This is a genomic window from Mesorhizobium sp. B2-2-4, from assembly GCF_006442375.1.
GTDB lineage: Bacteria > Pseudomonadota > Alphaproteobacteria > Rhizobiales > Rhizobiaceae > Mesorhizobium.
Genome location: NZ_VFWB01000004.1, coordinates 1 through 16,609 on the forward strand (window position 1 = coordinate 1; position 16,609 = coordinate 16,609).

18 protein-coding genes and 1 pseudogene are annotated in these 16,609 nt (G+C 60.1%); 14 read left to right on the forward strand and 5 right to left on the reverse strand.

The window, feature by feature from the left end:
• The 4 genes from FJ959_RS31695 to FJ959_RS10925 all read left to right on the forward strand — a co-directional run.
• Nucleotides 1-192: hypothetical protein (locus tag FJ959_RS31695; RefSeq protein ID WP_181172045.1), on the forward strand; the 192-nt coding region annotated here is incomplete at its 5' end.
• 388 nt (nucleotides 193-580) lie between these two features.
• Nucleotides 581-1,042, forward strand: coding sequence for a hypothetical protein (locus FJ959_RS31700; protein ID WP_181172046.1), 462 nt, complete (start codon nucleotides 581-583; stop codon nucleotides 1,040-1,042).
• Between the two features lie 479 nt (nucleotides 1,043-1,521).
• Nucleotides 1,522-1,761 carry a DUF768 domain-containing protein gene (locus FJ959_RS10920; RefSeq protein WP_140584578.1) on the forward strand — a complete coding sequence of 80 codons (240 nt, stop codon included), beginning with the start codon at nucleotides 1,522-1,524 and terminating at the stop codon, nucleotides 1,759-1,761.
• A gap of 36 nt (nucleotides 1,762-1,797) precedes the next feature.
• Nucleotides 1,798-2,622: a Ku protein gene (locus FJ959_RS10925; protein WP_140562330.1), complete on the forward strand. Its 825-nt coding sequence runs from the start codon at nucleotides 1,798-1,800 to the stop codon at nucleotides 2,620-2,622.
• Nucleotides 2,623-2,647: 25 nt separating this feature from the next.
• Here FJ959_RS10925 and FJ959_RS10930 read toward each other — a convergent pair whose 3' ends face one another.
• Nucleotides 2,648-3,682: an alpha/beta hydrolase gene (locus tag FJ959_RS10930; RefSeq protein ID WP_181171903.1), complete on the reverse strand. Its 1,035-nt coding sequence runs from the start codon at nucleotides 3,680-3,682 to the stop codon at nucleotides 2,648-2,650.
• Between the two features lie 513 nt (nucleotides 3,683-4,195).
• On the opposite strand from FJ959_RS10930, the gene FJ959_RS10935 reads away from it, so the two are divergent.
• The 9 genes from FJ959_RS10935 (at nucleotide 4,196) to FJ959_RS10975 (ending at nucleotide 10,467) form a co-directional block, all read left to right on the forward strand.
• Nucleotides 4,196-4,771 (forward strand): hypothetical protein, encoded by a 576-nt coding sequence (locus FJ959_RS10935; RefSeq protein ID WP_140584555.1) that lies wholly within the window; start codon nucleotides 4,196-4,198, stop codon nucleotides 4,769-4,771.
• Between the two features lie 41 nt (nucleotides 4,772-4,812).
• Nucleotides 4,813-5,208, forward strand: a complete 396-nt coding sequence (locus tag FJ959_RS10940; RefSeq protein ID WP_140562324.1) for a phage holin family protein — start codon at nucleotides 4,813-4,815, stop codon at nucleotides 5,206-5,208.
• Nucleotides 5,205-6,122, forward strand: coding sequence for a hypothetical protein (locus tag FJ959_RS10945; protein ID WP_140562322.1), 918 nt, complete (start codon nucleotides 5,205-5,207; stop codon nucleotides 6,120-6,122). Before FJ959_RS10940 ends, FJ959_RS10945 begins: the two co-directional genes overlap by 4 nt.
• A 54-nt stretch (nucleotides 6,123-6,176) precedes the next feature.
• On the forward strand, nucleotides 6,177-6,521 hold the full coding sequence (locus FJ959_RS10950) for a SemiSWEET transporter (RefSeq protein ID WP_224656178.1): 345 nt from the start codon (nucleotides 6,177-6,179) through the stop codon (nucleotides 6,519-6,521).
• 83 nt (nucleotides 6,522-6,604) lie between these two features.
• The gene (locus FJ959_RS10955; protein ID WP_224706175.1) at nucleotides 6,605-7,522 is read left to right on the forward strand and encodes an NAD(P)/FAD-dependent oxidoreductase; all 918 of its coding nucleotides are present in this window, start codon (nucleotides 6,605-6,607) and stop codon (nucleotides 7,520-7,522) included.
• Nucleotides 7,523-7,807: 285 nt separating this feature from the next.
• Nucleotides 7,808-8,326, forward strand: coding sequence for a ferritin-like domain-containing protein (locus FJ959_RS10960; RefSeq protein ID WP_140562320.1), 519 nt, complete (start codon nucleotides 7,808-7,810; stop codon nucleotides 8,324-8,326).
• Nucleotides 8,327-8,360: 34 nt separating this feature from the next.
• Nucleotides 8,361-8,699 (forward strand): hypothetical protein, encoded by a 339-nt coding sequence (locus FJ959_RS10965; RefSeq protein WP_140584556.1) that lies wholly within the window; start codon nucleotides 8,361-8,363, stop codon nucleotides 8,697-8,699.
• Nucleotides 8,700-8,701: 2 nt separating this feature from the next.
• Complete coding sequence (locus FJ959_RS10970) at nucleotides 8,702-9,988, forward strand: SDR family oxidoreductase (protein WP_140630187.1); 1,287 nt, start codon at nucleotides 8,702-8,704, stop codon at nucleotides 9,986-9,988.
• Complete coding sequence (locus tag FJ959_RS10975; RefSeq protein WP_140630190.1) at nucleotides 9,988-10,467, forward strand: DUF2269 family protein; 480 nt, start codon at nucleotides 9,988-9,990, stop codon at nucleotides 10,465-10,467. Before FJ959_RS10970 ends, FJ959_RS10975 begins: the two co-directional genes overlap by 1 nt.
• Before the next feature lie 160 nt (nucleotides 10,468-10,627).
• On the opposite strand, the gene FJ959_RS10980 is transcribed toward FJ959_RS10975, so the two are convergent.
• The gene (locus tag FJ959_RS10980) at nucleotides 10,628-11,509 is read right to left on the reverse strand and encodes a manganese catalase family protein (protein WP_140584559.1); all 882 of its coding nucleotides are present in this window, start codon (nucleotides 11,507-11,509) and stop codon (nucleotides 10,628-10,630) included.
• Between the two features lie 227 nt (nucleotides 11,510-11,736).
• Nucleotides 11,737-12,557 (reverse strand): annotated as a pseudogene (locus tag FJ959_RS10985) (SIR2 family protein).
• Nucleotides 12,558-12,954: 397 nt separating this feature from the next.
• On the opposite strand from FJ959_RS10985, the gene FJ959_RS10990 reads away from it, so the two are divergent.
• Nucleotides 12,955-14,130: a beta-glucosidase gene (locus FJ959_RS10990; RefSeq protein ID WP_246678976.1), complete on the forward strand. Its 1,176-nt coding sequence runs from the start codon at nucleotides 12,955-12,957 to the stop codon at nucleotides 14,128-14,130.
• 73 nt (nucleotides 14,131-14,203) lie between these two features.
• On the opposite strand, the gene glf is transcribed toward FJ959_RS10990, so the two are convergent.
• Complete coding sequence (gene glf, locus FJ959_RS10995) at nucleotides 14,204-15,346, reverse strand: UDP-galactopyranose mutase (RefSeq protein ID WP_140584560.1); 1,143 nt, start codon at nucleotides 15,344-15,346, stop codon at nucleotides 14,204-14,206.
• A 2-nt stretch (nucleotides 15,347-15,348) separates the two neighbouring features.
• Nucleotides 15,349-16,407: a glycosyltransferase family 1 protein gene (locus FJ959_RS11000; RefSeq protein WP_224706177.1), complete on the reverse strand. Its 1,059-nt coding sequence runs from the start codon at nucleotides 16,405-16,407 to the stop codon at nucleotides 15,349-15,351.
• Nucleotides 16,408-16,609: the final 202 nt, after the last annotated feature.

A 16,609-nucleotide genomic window follows, 5' to 3' on the forward strand; every position in this document is an offset into this window, starting at 1 on the left:
GGCTTCCAGGCTCTTCCCGCCAGCAGCTTCACCATCGGTGGCGCCGAGCCCAACCGCAACGCCCTGCTCGTCGACGCCGGCGCCCAATACACCTCTCCCTCCGGCGTCTTCGCCGCAGCCACCTTCCAGGGCGAGTTCTCCGGCAACGTGAAGAGCTATTCCGGCAAGCTCAAGCTCGGCATCACCTGGTGAACGATGGTGTCCATGGCCCTACGAAGTTGCAGGCGGACAAACAATACCCGTGGCCATCGGGGCAGCCGAGATGCGGTCGATTTTGCCGGTCGGGTTGGACCGTCTGAGGGCAAAGAATCGGTTTTAAGATCCTCCAATTCGGGGGATTCCGGGAGCCGGGCAGATGGGTAGAAAAGTCGATGTCACGCGGACTCGCTTGACGGCTGCCCTGCTTGGGCAAACCTGTCTGTCGACGTCGGGAACACGCCTGACGCTGGCATCCTTCTAACAGCAGGCACGCTGTGGACAGCGTTTCCGGCAAGAGCCACCGACTGGATTGTCCAAGACGAGACGGATCTCAGGAGTGCTATCATCCACGCCCACGACGGCGACAGCATCACGTTCACCCATGGACAGCACCTTGCGTGCCAACCTGCCGATCATGCAGAAGGACGTGACCGTCATCGGCGGCAACCACACGCTCTCCGGCGACAACCAGCATTGTAGCGTATTCGTGCAGTCCGGCAACGTCGCGATCAACGATCTCACCATCGCCAATGCCAAGGCACTGGTCGGCAAGGGCGGCGACGGTGCGGTCGATGTCGGCCTCGACTGGGCGGTGGCGGCGGCGGTAGCGGTACAGCTGGGTCCGACGGTTTTGGCGGCGGCGGTAGCGGACTGGGCGGGACCGGTGGCTGCTGCAATGGCGGCGGCGTTGGCACAGTGGCTGCGCACGGTGGCTTCGCCGGCGGCAATAGCAACAGCAACGACCGCAATGTTGGTGGCGCATTGCGGTGCCGGCAGCATTGCTGGCCGTGGCGATCTGGCTTGGAGGCGGCGGAAGGAAGGGGAGGCCGGCTCTCTAGCTTGAGCGACTGGGGTGTGCACGTGTATTGCCGGGACAAGCGATATATCCATTGTGCCCCGGCAGTATTGAGGTTGCGAGGCAGAAGCGCTGCTCCACGGTGTTCCGTCGCTTCCTCGCCTCGACATCTATTTGGTGAGATACAACAGTCGCTGAACGACATCTGGAAGGTAAAAACCGACGGCCTGTCGCTTTCGCGCCTGGTGCGGGTGCGTGCGGCAAGTCTCGGCCTGGTTGCCGCACTGGGTTTCGTGCTGATGGTATCGCTGGCGGCAAGCGCAGCGATCACTGCGCTAAGCGAAGTCATCAATCACCACCTGCCGTTCGACGAACTGGTGCTCAGCACGGTCAACACGGTTGTCTCTTTCTTGCTAATTGGGCTGCTTCTTCGCAGCGATCTACAAGCTCTCCCGATACTCAGGGTCGGTGCTCCGGTTCGTCAATATAAAGCGGAACCTATTAAAGGCTCAAAGCTTGTTGGGGGCATGAGCACCCGGGGCATGAACTTCCTCCGCCAATGGCTGTCGAACAACGTTCCGGAGACGGCGAAGGCGGATGTAATCGTCATCAACGAACTGATCCATAAGCTGATCGCGGACGCAAAAGCGCTTGGCATCAAGCGCGACGAGATTGATGAGGAGGTCGGCCGCCTCGATTGCACGATCCGTGATGCGATCGTGCGCGTCGATGCTGATCAGGCGGGCGGAACGGAACGATCTGGCTGACGTTTGTGCCAAGGATCGGCGCGACAGGAGGACTGCATGGCGGCCCCACGAGCAGTTTGGAAAGGGTTTCTGAAAGTCGGGTCCGTGTCGTGCGGAGTGAAGCTTGTGGGTGCAACCAGTGAGGCATCGAAAATCCACTTCAAGATTTTGAATCGGAAAGATGGATTGCCCGTCAAGGCTGCCTATGTTGACGAAGAGACGGGCGATGTCGTCGATAGCGAAAACCAAGTCAAAGGCTACGAGGCAGACGCGGGCGATTTCATCAAGGTCGAACCGGACGAGATCAAAAAGCTCAAGATGACGTCTGAGCACACGCTTGAGGTCGACGAGTTTGTCGCCATCAAGGATATCGAGACGCGCTACCTGGAAAAGCCCTATTACCTGATCCCTGCCGACGGCGCCTCCACCGAGGCCTTCTCAGTGCTGCGCGAAGCGATGGCCAAGAAGGGTGTGGCGGCGCGGTCCTGCGTGGTGCTGTACCAACGCGGGCGCGAAGTCGTGATACAGCCATATGGCAAGGGAATGCTGCTTACCGAGTTGCGGACCCATGACGAAATGATCTCGGAAGAGACCGTATTCAAAGACCTGAAAAGCCACGAATACGATCAGGAACTGCTCGAAATCGCAGGCCTGCTGATCGACAAAAAAGTGACCAAGTTTGATCCGTCGAAATTTGAAGACACCTACGAGGATGCGCTCATCGCGTTGATCGACGCAAAACGCAAGGGCAAGCAGCCGCCCAAACCGGTGCCCCCGCCGAAGGAGAACGTTATCGATCTGGCGTCGGTTCTTCGCAAGAGTCTCGCCAAGGAAGGCATCAAGGACCGTCCCAAAAGCAAAGCCGGGCGAAAATCGGCATAGTCGCGCCATCTGAACGCCGCGCTGTTTAGATTGGCCGGTCGGGCTCGAGGCTTCCGCTCGAGTCAGGAGCAGAGTGTGAAGCTTTTTCAGGTGACGGCGATCCGGCAGCCGCGATGCTGTCCACCATCTCCAGCACAAGATGCGGCGCTGCATGATGAACCATGTGACCCGCACCTGCAACGATGCGTATCATCGAGCCCGGTAAGGCCCTGTGCCGGCGTTGCGAATGATAGCTGGTGTCGAGCAGGCTGTCGGCTTCGCCGGCCATGATACCTATCGTCGCGTTTGTCCTCCCTGCGGTCTTGGGGGCTAATGCGGCAACGGGGATCAGCAGACCAGACTCCGCCGCGGTCGTTCGCAGGTGAGACGGTGCAGTGACCAGACCTCGCAAGGCCTCGGAAAACTCTGGCGGGACAAGTTGCGGCCTGAACAGGCGGCGCATCAACACGGGCCAGATCAGCCTGACGACGGGCGGCAGGACGGTGTGGCAGATAATGGTTCCCACGATCGGCAGTGCCGGCAGGGCGGCAAGCAGGGCATCGAACCTGGGGGAAGGGAAATGATAGCCGGAGAGGAGAACCGCGCCACCAATCTCGTCCGGATACCGGGCCGCCCACTGGAGGGAGACCGATGCCCCCCAGGAATGGCCAAGAACGATAGGATTGTCTGCCCCGATCCTCTGCGTGGCGCTCCGGAGCAGATCCGCTTGGGCCGCGGCGGTCCACAGACGATCGCGCGGTCGTGTACTGCCGCCAAATCCTGGACGGTCGAAGACAATGACGCGATAACGCTTGGCTGCCTTGTCTACCAGGCCGCTGGTTTGAAAATCCTCAGCGGCGGAACCGTTCCCGTGCAGGAGAACCAGGTCCCTGCCGCTTCCAGCCTCGACATATCGAAGGCGGACACCGTCGACCTCTATGGTCCTTCCTTTCGCGCGGACGGAAAGCGCTTGCTTGGTCGCTGCTCGATTGTTCAACGCTAGCAAGGCCACCGCCGCAACCAGGCCGCCGACCCAGACGCGTGATGATCGTTTCAGTGAGAATTGAAACCGGAAAGACAAGCTGCCGTGCTCCTTGCATAGGTTGAGGCGACTGGCGAATCCGCTGGGACGTCGCACCCCAAAGGCTCACCATTTTTCGCCATCCGAACCGAGACGCCACACGGTTGTTCCGGGCCCCTGATCGCCTGACCTTCGAACGAGGCTACGGGCTTACCTCGGCCCAGGGCTCTTCGAGATTGTGCCCGCGGAAGGTCAAATGACAGCCGGAGGAGGCGTTAGTCTTGCCAGCCGTTTCCACAGACTGGATAGCCAAAGAGCGCCGGTGACGAGTAACCCTTAGGCTCCAAACCTGGCGACGTGCTCGCGTTCAACTCGCACGATCAACCCTCGCAGGGGGTCTGTAAATCTAAGGGAGCTAAAAAAGTTTTGGCTAATGGAACATCGCGCGGTTCAGCGTGTTTGCTTTCGACGAAAATGGAGAAATCAGGCCGTGAACAGCGTCATTTATCTGATAGGCCTCGTTGTAGTCGTGCTGGCAATTCTCTCCTTCCTCGGTTTTCACTAGGAGCCATTATGCAACGCGAAGGCGATCCAGGACGTCCAGCATCCGATTTCGATACGGCAAAGAGCGAGCTCTCCGACCGGCTCCAGGAAGAAACCCAAAATGCCACCCGGTTAATTCACGACGCCAGTGACGAAGTCGTAAGCAAAGCTGGCGAGTACACGTCTGAAGCGCAGGAGGCGTTGTTAGGGAAGGCGCAGGAAACGCAGCGCGACATGAGCGCGAGCTTAGCTGCTTTTGGGGGCGCGCTGCGGGCGGCAAGTGAGCATCTGGCCAACAGCGATCAAGCCACCGTTTCGAAGGTCGTGCTTACTGCCGCTGGCGGGCTGGAGCGCCTCTCGTCCTCGTTGCGCGACAAACCAGTCGAACAAGTGTTAGGCGAGGTCAGGTCATTCGGGCGCGAAAACTCTGGAGTGCTTATCGCCGGCTCGGTTCTCGCCGGTTTGGCTCTGGGACGCTTCATCAAAAGCTCGCCACCCGCTGATTCGAGCGAAGCGGACGGTCGGCTGAAAAGCAGTAGCGCCCCAAAGACTGTGAGGCGCCCGAAGACCACAGGCAGCTCTCCACGGGACGACCTCACGTCATAACGAATGCAGCCACTTTCTTGGCCGAGCACGGAGCATGACCGATGAACAACGATCAGGACGGCCGCAGTCTCGCGAGCCTTGTGAGCGACCTCACACAGCAAGTGACGACCCTGCTACAGACCGAAACAAGGCTTCTGCGGGCCGAAATATCCGAAAACGTCAGCAAAGCCGGGCACGGCGCGGTCGAAGTCGTAGGCGGTGCCGTGTGCTTGCTGGCATCGCTGGTGGTACTGCTCCAAGCCCTCGTGATCGCTTTGGCGAAGGCAGGGCTTGGGGCAGGGTGGGCCTCGCTGCTCGTCGGTGTCGTCGTGGCGATCCTGGGGGTGATTCTCCTTCGCACGGGAATGGCCGGCATTGCGCCTTCCGGATTGGCTCCTGACCGCACACAAGAACAACTCAAGAGCGATGCGCGTGTGATCAAAGGACAAATGAGATGAGCGAGAAATCGGCAGCCGAACTCGAACGCGAAGCCGAGATTGCCCGCGCAGCGGTCGTCGATACCGCCGAATCCATCCGCAGCAAAATGACACCCGGTCAGTTGATCGACGAGTTCACCGGGTTGTTTGCTGGCGGCGCAGGGACCGCCGCCCTCAGCAGATTCCAGACCCAAGTCAGCGACAACCCTTTGGCCCTGATGCTGGTTGGAACCGGCCTGGCTTGGCTGATGCTTGGCAGCGGTGCTTCGGCGGGTGGCTCTCCTGCAACCCAGGCTGTCAACAATCAGGCCGACACGGATGGGGGGACGTTCGGGGTCAGCGATGTGACGGGGGCTGCGGAAGGGCTGAGTTCCGGACAAGAGATCCCCAATGGTGGACCATCGGCGGTCGCAGAGATGCTCTCGGATGCCGGCGGTACCGTTGGCGCGAATGCGAGCAATGCAAGCGAAGCGGTGGCAACTGCGGCTGGCGAGACCAAGGATAAGGTTGTAAACACCGTGGGGCAGCTTGGCTCCAGTGCGGGTGATATGGTTGTGCAGGCGAGTCGAACCGCGCAGGAACTATTTGAGCGCGAACCACTGGCACTTGCCGTCCTCGGCCTGGCGGCGGGTACGGCTATAGGCGTGCTTCTGCCTCGCACAGCCATGGAAGACGAGCAACTCGGCGGCTATCGCGACAAACTACTTGGCAGCGCCAACAGTGCTTTAGAGGACAGCGTGGAGCAAGCGAAAGAGATCGCTGCCGAAGCTTACGAGACAGTCAAGAGCGAGGCGGACCGGCAGGGCTCGAGCGGCACCGCCGACACGTTAGCCGGTAAGGTCGGTGAGGTCGTCAAGGCCACCGCAAAAACTACCGAAAAGGCTGTTCGAGATCGACTTCCCGAATCGGATCAGTCCTCCACGGCCAAGCCCTAAAGCCATCTGCAGGGTGCCAGGGCAGCGGTCAAATTGAACTTAGAGACACCCGTCGTGAACAAAACCGCGCGCCGACGGTTTGATTGCATGGAAACTGAGACACTGGTCGGCTATCTCGCGGCACTATGTTCGATGGTGAGCTTTACGCCGCAAGCCTGGAAGATCATAAAGACGCGAGACACGGGCAGTATCTCCGCGCCTATGTATGCGATTACGGCAGCAGGGTTCGCCCTCTGGCTCATCTTCGGGTCCATGAAAGGCGAGTGGCCGATCATCATCACAAACGCCGCCTGTCTCGTTCTCTCGGCATTCATTCTTCTGATGACGCTCCTTCCTCGCGCGAAGAAGGACGCGGTCGCGGACGTGCTGGATCCCGCTGCCTCAAGGACTGAGCGATGATCTTCGTTTGGTTGCGTTCTGAGGTTTACGAGGCGCTCAGCGGTGGCAGCCAGGAATGACGCGCTCATGTCGGGAGTTCTCTTGTGGTTTCAGACGATGAAATCCGTCCTGGCGAATCATACGACTGCCTGGTCATCGGCGGCGGACCGGCCGGCCTGACCGCCGCGACCTACCTGGGGCGTTTTCGGCGCCGGATCGTCCTTGTGGATGCCGGCCAAAGCCGCGCAAAGTGGATACCGGTAACCCACAACTGTCCCGGGTTTCCTGACGGTATTGCCGGTGTTGAGCTGCTTGATCGTCTGCGGCAGCAGGCACTGCTGAGCGGAGTCGATCTCGTGGACGATACGATCCACGACATTAAGCGGGGTGGGACCGATTTCATCGCCACGGCATCGGTTCCCATTCGGGCTCGCGCGGTGCTCATGGCCACCGGTATTGTCGATACGCTTCCAGACACGCCCGACGCCGCCGATATGATCAAGGCCGGCACGTTGCGGCTGTGTCCGATCTGTGACGCCTACGAGGTCATCGACGGACGGGTTGCGGTGATGGGCCCGGCAGATCACGCAATGAAGAAGGCGTTGTTTATGCGAAGCTACACAAGTGACGTCACCATGTTGGTGGAGACGACAACTCGACTCGACCCCGCCGCCGACGCCTTGCTCAAAAAGGCTGGAATCAAGGTGCACGCGTGCCTCCCGGGCTCGATCCGCTCTGCCGGCCATCAGGCGACCATCAGGCTCGTTGCCGGAAACACGCTGTCTTTCGATACCATCTATCCCGCATTGGGCTGCACGATGCGATCGAAGCTGGCCACCAACCTCGGCGCGGAATGTGACGAAATCGGCAATCTTGTCGTGGATTCGCGCCAGCGAACCGCAATTGCGGGCCTCTACGCCGCAGGCGATGTGGTTGACGAAATCAACCAGGTCGCGGTCGCCTTCGGACACGCGGCGATCGCCGCAACCGATATGCACAGCTATCTTGCGCAAAACGAGTGAACAGGTCCGCCCTCGTTCAGTCGTACAGGATGGCGCGTGGCGCAGCCCTCGCGGGGATATTCGTCGCTTCCCCGGCATCCTGGTGCCCCATTGGCGCCGTAAGAGCCTCAATGCGGCATTGGCGAGACAACACCAATTGTGTGCGCATTCAGGCACTGCCGTCGATGCCGCTTATTCGCAACCGACGGGGTGCCGGCGTCTGCTGGGGAAAAACGGCGGAACAAACAAGGAGCCGCCTCGTTTGAACGGGGTGCCGCCCGGCGCGCTTTCAAGCAGGAGATGAGGATGGCAACCAAGAAAGCTTCGCAGACAAAGGGACTTGAGGATCTCTTCCACGACGGCTTGAAGGATATCTACTACGCTGAGCGCAAAATCCTTTCCGCCTTGAAGAAGATGGCGAAGGGAGCTGAATCCGAAAAGGTGATTGCTGCCTTTGAGAAGCATCGCGATGAGACGGAAGGCCAGATCGAGCGTCTGCAGCAGGTGTTCGAGATCCTCGGCAAGCGGGCACAGGGAAAGACCTGCCCGGCAATCGACGGCATCATAAAAGAAGGGCAGGAGATCCTGGAGGATTTTCAACAGGCTCCAGCCCTGGATGCCGGGCTCGTGGCCGCCGCGCAAGCCGTCGAGCATTATGAGATCGCCCGTTATGGAACGCTGATCACCTGGGCCGGTTTGCTTGGGCTGAAAAACGCCGTTCCGCTGCTTGAACAGTCGCTCAAGGAGGAGAAGGCGACCGATGAAGCACTGACGCAACTCGGGGAGGCCGGTGTGAACGAGAGAGCGATGCAAAAGGCGGCCTAGATAGCCGCACTGGATCACGCCGAGGAGGTCCGTCATGGATGTCCGGCAATTGATGGCGCTTGACCAAGCAGCGGCCGCGCCTATGTCCGCGGAACCGGCGTCGAGCAAAAGACAGCTCCTGTTCGAACGTCGCACCAAAGCTGTTGAGATCGATGAGATCGACCCAGGCGACGGCCGGGTGATCAACCATGATGGCGAGCAACTCGCTATCAGCGAGGCGGCAGACGGTTCGATTGCCGGCTGCATCGACGGTTGGAACCCGGTCGACCGGACATGGTACTGGTCCTGCCACAAATGGGCCTTCGACGAACAAGACGTGCTTCCGGCAAACAGGCCGCCGGAGGCTCGAGCGCCGGTGCTGGCCGGGCTCTAGGGATGAAGATCCTTGTCACCGGCGCTACAGGTTTGATAGGCGCCTCACTATGCGCGCGCCTGGAGGCGGAGGGACACGAAGTACGGCGCGTGCTCCGCCGCTCCCGACCTGCCGGCTCTTCGAAAAGTTCGGACGTCATTTTGGACATGACGGAGGCGGTCCGACCGGAGGACTGGAGTGCCCCTCTTTCAGGCGTCGATGCCGTCGTCAACTGCGCCGGCGTTCTGCAGGACAACGCGCGGGAAAAGGTTCAGGAGGTCCATGCCATCGCCGCTTCCGCTCTCTTCAGGGCCTGCGAACGGGCCGGCATCAAGACGGTCATCCACTTCTCGGCGATCGGTGTCGACCGCGATCAGCCGTCCGCCTTCTCCGCCAGCAAGCTGGCCGGCGACAAGGCATTGATGGCGCTCGATGTCGGCTGGGTGATCCTGCGTCCCTCGGTGGTGCTGGGGCGCGGCGTCTTTGGCGCAAGCGCATTGTTGCGTGGGCTGGCCGCGCTGCCATTGTTGCTGGCCATGCCCAATACCGGCCGCCTGCAAGTCGTTCAGCTCGATGACATTGTCTCCACCGTTCTTTTCTTCCTCCAGCCCGCGAGTCCTACTCGCTTGACGCTGGAACTTGCGGGGCCGGAGGCACTCACCATGACAGAGCTCATCAGTCGTTACCGCCAGTGGTTCGGATGGAAAAAGGCAACCGTATTCACCGTGCCTGGCTGGGCGGCGAGAGGCCTCTATCGTCTGGGCGATCTGGCTGGATGGCTCGGCTGGCGACCGCCGATCCGCAGCAATGCGCAAAAAGAAATCACGCGAGGCGCTGTCGGTGATCCGCAGCCTTGGATCGCGACGACAGGCATTCACCCGGCAAGCCTCGCATCAGCATTGGCGGCAGATCCGGCAACGGTCCAGGAGCGATGGTTTGCCGGGCTCTATTTCATCAAGCCGGCGATCTTCGTTGTGCTGCCATTCTTCTGGATCATGACCGGCATCATCTCGCTCACGACAGGCTGGCGTAATGGCGTCGAACTGCTGATCGGCACTGCGGTGGCGCCCCACGCCGAGGCCGCGGTCGTGGCCGGTGCAATCGCCGACGCGGCTGTCGGCGCGCTAATTGCCTTCCGGCCGACAAGCCGCCCGGGTCTTTGGGGTGCGATCGCGATCTCGCTGTTCTATGCCATCGCCGGCACCATCCTGCGTCCGGATCTCTGGAACGAGCCACTCGGCCCGCTGATGAAGATCCTGCCGATCCTCGCTTTGCACTTCGTTGCGCTGGCGATCCTGGAGGAGCGCTGATGCTTTATTTCGTGGTCAAATATCTGCACGTCATCGGCGCAGCCGTGCTGCTTGGGACAGGGGCGGGGATCGCCTTCTTCATGCTCCTCGCCCACCGGACCGGCAATGCCGCAACGATCGCGGCAGTTGCCCGCATCGTGGTTGTCGCTGATTTCCTCTTTACCGCGACTGCCGTCGTCGCGCAGCCGATCACCGGGGTAGCCCTTGCCTGGCAGGCTGGCTATTCACTGAGGGAGGGATGGATCGTGCTGTCGATTGTGCTTTATGTCGTGACCGGCCTGTTCTGGCTGCCGGTTGTTTGGATGCAGATGGAGATGCGCAATCTGGCGGCGCGCGCCGCCACATCTGGCGACCCGCCGCCGGAGCGATACAACAAGCTGTTTCGGTTGTGGTTTGTCTTCGGCTTCCCAGCCTTCGCCGCCGTGCTCGCCATCTTCTGGCTCATGATCACGCGTCCCCTCATCGATTTGTTCGATTGACGGTGACGATGGTTTCGCTGGCCGAGTGATGGGCAGCAGGTGAGTTCCGCCAACACGGCTTCTTCACCCTGAGCAGAGGCGCGACGCCATAGAGTGCTTTCCCCCGGGATTGGCGGCACGGGAGAAAGCGTTGGCGTCAGCCCTGAGCTGAAAGGTGTCACTAGGCGCGAGCGCCGTTGCCGTCTGACCCCCTGGCGCGACTGGAGCCCTGGGTAGAACCGATCTGTTCGCTCTGTGCTCCGCTGTCCGCGCGGGGGGAGCCAAGCATGGGTTCCTCACCCATCGGCTGGCCCGGGACGGTCGTGAACTCTCCGTTGCCATCAATGGATTTGCCGCTCGACCAACGGCCCTCGGGCGGCGGCACGCCGTCGACGAAACAGTTGACGAATGCATAGCTGACGTCGCGAAGTTCCTGTTCCTGGGGGAAGGAATTGGGAACCGGCAGTGAAGCCGCGAGCCCGCCCATGTCCTCGATGGCTGCTAACCATTGCTGCTGGTGCATCGTGTCGCGGGCGATCAGGAACGACAGCATCTCCTTCATGCCGGGATCGTCGGTCATATTGTAGAGGCGTGTGGCAAGCACTCTGCCACTGCTTTCCGCCGTGACATTGGCGATCATGTCGGCGGCGAGATTGCCGCTGGCGTAGACGTGTGAAGCATTGAAGGGCACGCCGTTTGAATTTTCCGGCAATGCCGCGAGTCCGGTGGAAAGGATGTGGCGGAAGTTCATGCCGTTCAACACGGAGCCGCCGATCGTATCGGCTGAAATGTCTTCTTGCAAAGACAGCGGCGCCCCTTCCAGATTCAACGCCACGGCCGTCGCGAGCATCTCGATGTGGGCGAGTTCCTCAGTGGCGGTGTTCAGCAGCAGGTCCCGATACTTGCTTGGGCCGCGCGCGCCCCAGGCCTGGAAGAAGTACTGCAGCGCAACTCGTATCTCGCCTTCGACGCCACCGATCGCCTGCTGCAAAGCACGAGCAAAGATCGGGCTGGGCGTTTCCACGCGCACAGGGAATTGCAATTTCTTGTCGGTGTAAAACATCTCATATTATCTCCGTTGATCTCGCCCAACCGACCGCAGAACCAGATGTTCCTTCTGTTCGACAGTATTTATCCTGACCATGTCGAGTTGGACGCGCGTGCGCGAAACGTGTGCAATCCGCTTCGGCAGGGCGCGGTTGTTTGGCGCAAGACCAAGATGAAGCGATCCGCGGGGTGATCGCCTTCACCCCGCCCTCAAGGCGGCCCTGGTGCCCGGTTCGTCCCCCCTCATGGACCCCTCATGGCGTCAAGCAGCTTGGAAAGAAACGCTGCTAACGCTTGTTCAGGCTGAGCCGCCTCTTCGCTCAACATTTCGATGCCCCATCGACCCAGCACCGCCTCCTGGACGACGCTCGGGCTAGGCATGAATACGAACGATCTGGGGCGGTCGGTCTCATAGCCGGACAGCCTCCAGGTCTGCCACAGGCGGTGCAAAAGCAGGCGGATGTTCATATCCGACTGCTGTAGCCGATGAAAAGGATCGTCCGCCCCAATGCATCCGCGCGGAATTTCACATCCAGGGGTGAATCGAAGGACAGCCGGTCGAAATAGTCGGTCTCGGCCAGAATGAGGGAGGAGTCGTCGTCGAAGTCGCCGTGGTATTTGACGATCTGGGTGATACCGTTGCTGGCTTTGGCGATGTCTTTTGCGTTTGCGACCTTCACGTAGTCGCGGCTATGGACCTCGAAGGCGACCTCAAGGTTGCGATCGTAGTTGGTCGTGTAGATGATCGGGAAGTCCAGTGCCACGATCAGGCGGTGGATCTCCGAACGTCTCACTTTCTCACGCGAGACACTCCAGTTCCGATCCATCCAGCTTCGCAGCGGTCCGATGGTGCCCCGCTTCAACCGGTAGAACTCCGCCAGGGTCTGGTAGCTGACGTCCGACGGCGCGATGATGCCGTGATCGATGCCCAGGTCCTCGACCAGATGATCAATGAGCTTACGCCAGGAGGGCAGGCCGACACTCATTGACACGCCAGCCCCAACGAACAGGATCGCGCGCCGCTCCCTGACGGAACGCGCGAGCTCCTCGATGGGGGAAAGCATGGACAAACCTCTGACCGATAATCATCCCAACTACCGGGACGGTCGCCGGTTCCATTCTCGTGCAGGCGGTGACCCGCCGTGGGGTTTGCGACGCGCCGGGGAACAATCATCCGCATGGGGTTCGTAACGGGCGCAGCCGGAACAAAGCATTGTGCTCGCGGTTTAGCTCCGGCGCCGATCGCCAGCGGAGAAATGCATCAATGACAATCAAGGAGCCGGCACACTCGGGTAGGCTAGCCTGGCCGCACACAGCCAAGCGCGGCATGGACGAGCAGGACAGAAGCCAAGCAGAGGCTCGCGCCAGTCGGCATCCTGAAGCCGATCCTGTCGACGAATCGCGTAGCACCGTGAACTGTAACGAGCTACGGGCAAATCGCCAGACCCGCGAGAGAGCATGATGGCCAGGCCGGCCCCCACCGAACGATCCGGCCCGGTCCAGGATGTGGTAGACGGTGGTCAACACCGAGCGGTCGGCCGAACCTTCGAAAGCTTCTTCATGGCCGGCTTTGAATGTTCCTCCCACAGGCGGAACGACGGTGTCCGGCTCGATCTTGTTCGCGCTACCTCGCACAACATCCATGCCTTGGCGGACTACCGGAGCTGTGCCGAGCTCGGGCTTCGAACGATCCGAGACGGGTTGCGCTGGCACCTGATCGAAACGGCGCCGGGCATCTATGACTGGTCGAGTTGGGCGGCCATGATCGAAGCGGCTCGTGCCGTTGGCGTGCAGGTGATCTGGGATGTTTTTCATTACGGGTCGCCCGATCACATCGATCAGGGATCGCAGGAATTCATCGACGCCTACGCCGCTTTTGCCGCGGAGGCCGTGCGGTTCCATCGCTCCTTCACGGGCACCTCTCCGCTGCTTTGTCCAATCAACGAAATCTCGTTCTTTGCCTGGGCCGTCGAAGTCGGCTACTTCCCGCGTGTCGGCCCAAAGAAGCGCGGATGGTTCAAACGGCATCTCGTTAAGGCAGCGGTCGCGGGCATCCGTGCAATGCGACAGGCCGACCCCGACTGTCGATTCGTCTGGGCTGAGCCGCTGATCCATATCGCGCCTCGCGACGGCAGCCGAGCGGAACAGCAACGCGCGCAGAACGCCCGGCGAGGTCAGTTCGAGGCGTATGAGATGCTGATGGGACAGGTCGAGCCTGAACTGGGCGGCAGCCAAGATCTTGTCGACGTGATTGGCCTGAACTTTTATCCTCACAACCAATGGTATCTAAACGGTCCGACCATTCCCATGGGCCACCATGAATATCAGGCGCTGTCCGAGATGTTGCTCGAGGTCGCTCACAGGTTCCGCAAGCCGATGTTCATTGCTGAAACCGGGTCCGAAGGATCCGCCGGGCCAGCATGGCTGCATTATGTCTGCGATGAGGTCCGCGCCGCGATGAAGCTGGGCGTCCCCATCCAAGGCATTTGCATTTATCCCGTGACAGCCTATCCGGGGTGGGACAATTCCCGCCACGCCGAAGTCGGCTTGTTTTCTACCGTGCACGCGGATGGTTCGCGCAGCATCCGGCAGCCAGTTGCGGACGAGCTGGCGCGCCAGCGCCTTCTGTTCGCGTAAGCCCGGCCATCACGCGTGCAGCATGGGCCTGTCGGGTAGAACGGCATCGCGTTCGGCTTCGTCCGGCAAATGGTTACGGCGCGAGCACAGCAAATGTCGGCGCCTCCAACGAAGCCGAGGCCGGCAGGGTCTTCTGTATCCTCGCGAATGTGGCCAAGGCCTGACCCACCACTTGATCCATGTTGTAATAACGGTAGGTCGCTAGCCGTCCAACGAACCAGACGTTTGGGCAGGCGTCCGCCATTGCCTCGTAGCGTTTGTACAGCTCCTCGTTTTCGGCTCTCGGAACAGGATAATAGGGATCGCCTATATCGGTCGGGTATTCGTAGGTGAGGCTGGTTTTCGGATGCCGTTGGCCTGTCAGATGCTTATACTCCGTGACGCGGGTGTAGTTTTCCGTCTGCGGATAGTTCACCACCGCCACTGGCTGGAATTGTTCGCAATCCACTGTCATATGGTCGAACCGCAAGGAACGGTAAGGCAGACGGCCGAGCCTCCAATCAAAATATTCATCAATCGGCCCAGTATAGATCAGCTGCCGAAAGCCGATCTTGTCGCGTATCTCGCCATAGTCGGTCTGCAGCATCACCTTGATTTCAGGCCTGTCCAGCATCCGCTCGAACATCCGCGTATAGCCGCCGGCGGGCATGTTCTGGAACGTATCGCCAAAATAGCGGTCGTCGCGGGTCGTGCGGGTCGGCACCCGTGCCGTTACGGATTTACTCAGTTGGGACGGATCCACGCCCCATTGTTTGCGAGTATAGCCGCGAAAGAATTTTTCGTAGAGTTCCCTGCCCACGGTGCTGACCACCACGTCTTCGGCGGTTCGGACCTCCTCCACCGTTTCTCGTCGCGAAGCGAAAAATTCTTCCAGTTGCTCGGAGGTGAGATCAAGTCCGTAGAGACGATTGATCGTGTCGAGATTGATCGGAATGGGCAGCAGTTTGCCGTCTACCGAAGAGAGGACGCGATGTTCGTAGGGCCGCCACGCCGTGAACTGCGACAGATAGTCGACGATGGATTGCGCGTTGGTGTGGAAGATGTGGGGACCATAGCGATGGATCAGGAGTCCCGCTTCGTCGTAGCAGTCATAGGCGTTGCCGCCGACATGATTTCTGCGGTCTATGAGCAGGACACTTTCGCGGCGTTGCGATGCAATGCGCTCGGCAAGCACGCTGCCGGCAAAGCCGGCTCCGACGATCAGCCAGTCGAACATTGTCAGGCTCTCCTGCGCAGCGGAACGACAGTTTTCATCGCCTGGACACCCTGGATGTGTGAGGCCATGGCATCCCAAGTACGTTCCCACGACTTGTCGGCGAGGTAGGCATCAACTTCCCTCACCTGCAGGTCTTTGGGGCGGGCCAGCATGCAGCGAAGCTTGATCGCAATATCGTCGGCGTCGACGATCTCGACGAGACCCGCCGCACTGTAGGTGCGAACGACATCGACGATGGCGGTGGAGATCACCGGCAGTCCGGCCGCAAGAAACTCGGGGGTCTTGGTTGGGCTGATGTATCGCGTTGCCTCATTGAGTGCGAATGGCATCCATCCGCCTGCCCAATGACGGAGATAGCTCGGCAGGTCGGCATAGTTCTTGGGACCGAGCCAATGCAAATTGCCTGCCCGTGGCAGGATCGCCGAATCGATCTTGACCACCGGCCCCAGCATGACGAACTGGATGTCGGGCATTGCCGCAGCCGTCTGGCCCACAAGGGCGATGTCGAGCCGTTCATCTATCACGCCGAAATAGCCGACCCTTGGATGGGGAATGCCTGCCTGGTCGGCCGGTTCGTCGCCACCCCCTCTCGCCCTGCTGAAATGAGCAGCATCGATGCTGCTTGGGAACGGAAAGATCGAACGATGCTGACTGCGCTTTGCCTCATAAAGGCTTTGCCCGCCCGTGAAGACCAGATCGGCACGGCCGAACAGCTCCCTTTCCAGCTGTGCCAGTTCCGCGGGCGCGTTCCGGAAGGCGGACAACTCGTCCATGCAATCGTAGATGCACACATTGCAGCGAAGATGGCTGCTGAAGCGCAGCGCCATTGGCGTGTAATACCAGGCAATCAGCCGGTCATGAGGAACCGGCGCGACGAGTTCATTGACGAAACTTCGCTGGATCGCATCCACCTTTGTCGCTGATGTTCCAATGGGGACGACCGGCGTGACAACCCTGATTGCCGGAGCTACGTCGTTCATGCGCATGAAGGGACCGCGGACATCTTCGAAGGCTGGTTCTTCGAAGTAAATTACCTGTTGCTGCCGGGCGGCGAGGGTCATGAGGTGCTGTGGCCTTTGAAATACAAAGTTCCATCGGAGATGTGAAAAGCAGATAAGTACTGAATTATACGCCTGGGAAGTGCTTTTTTTTGTTTTTGAAAGCGCGATGTCCATATATTTTCCCTTTTAATACGAGTTATAACCGCGAAAATTAACGTAGGTTAATTTTTCACGTTGCCATCTGATGCCCATCAGTTCTATC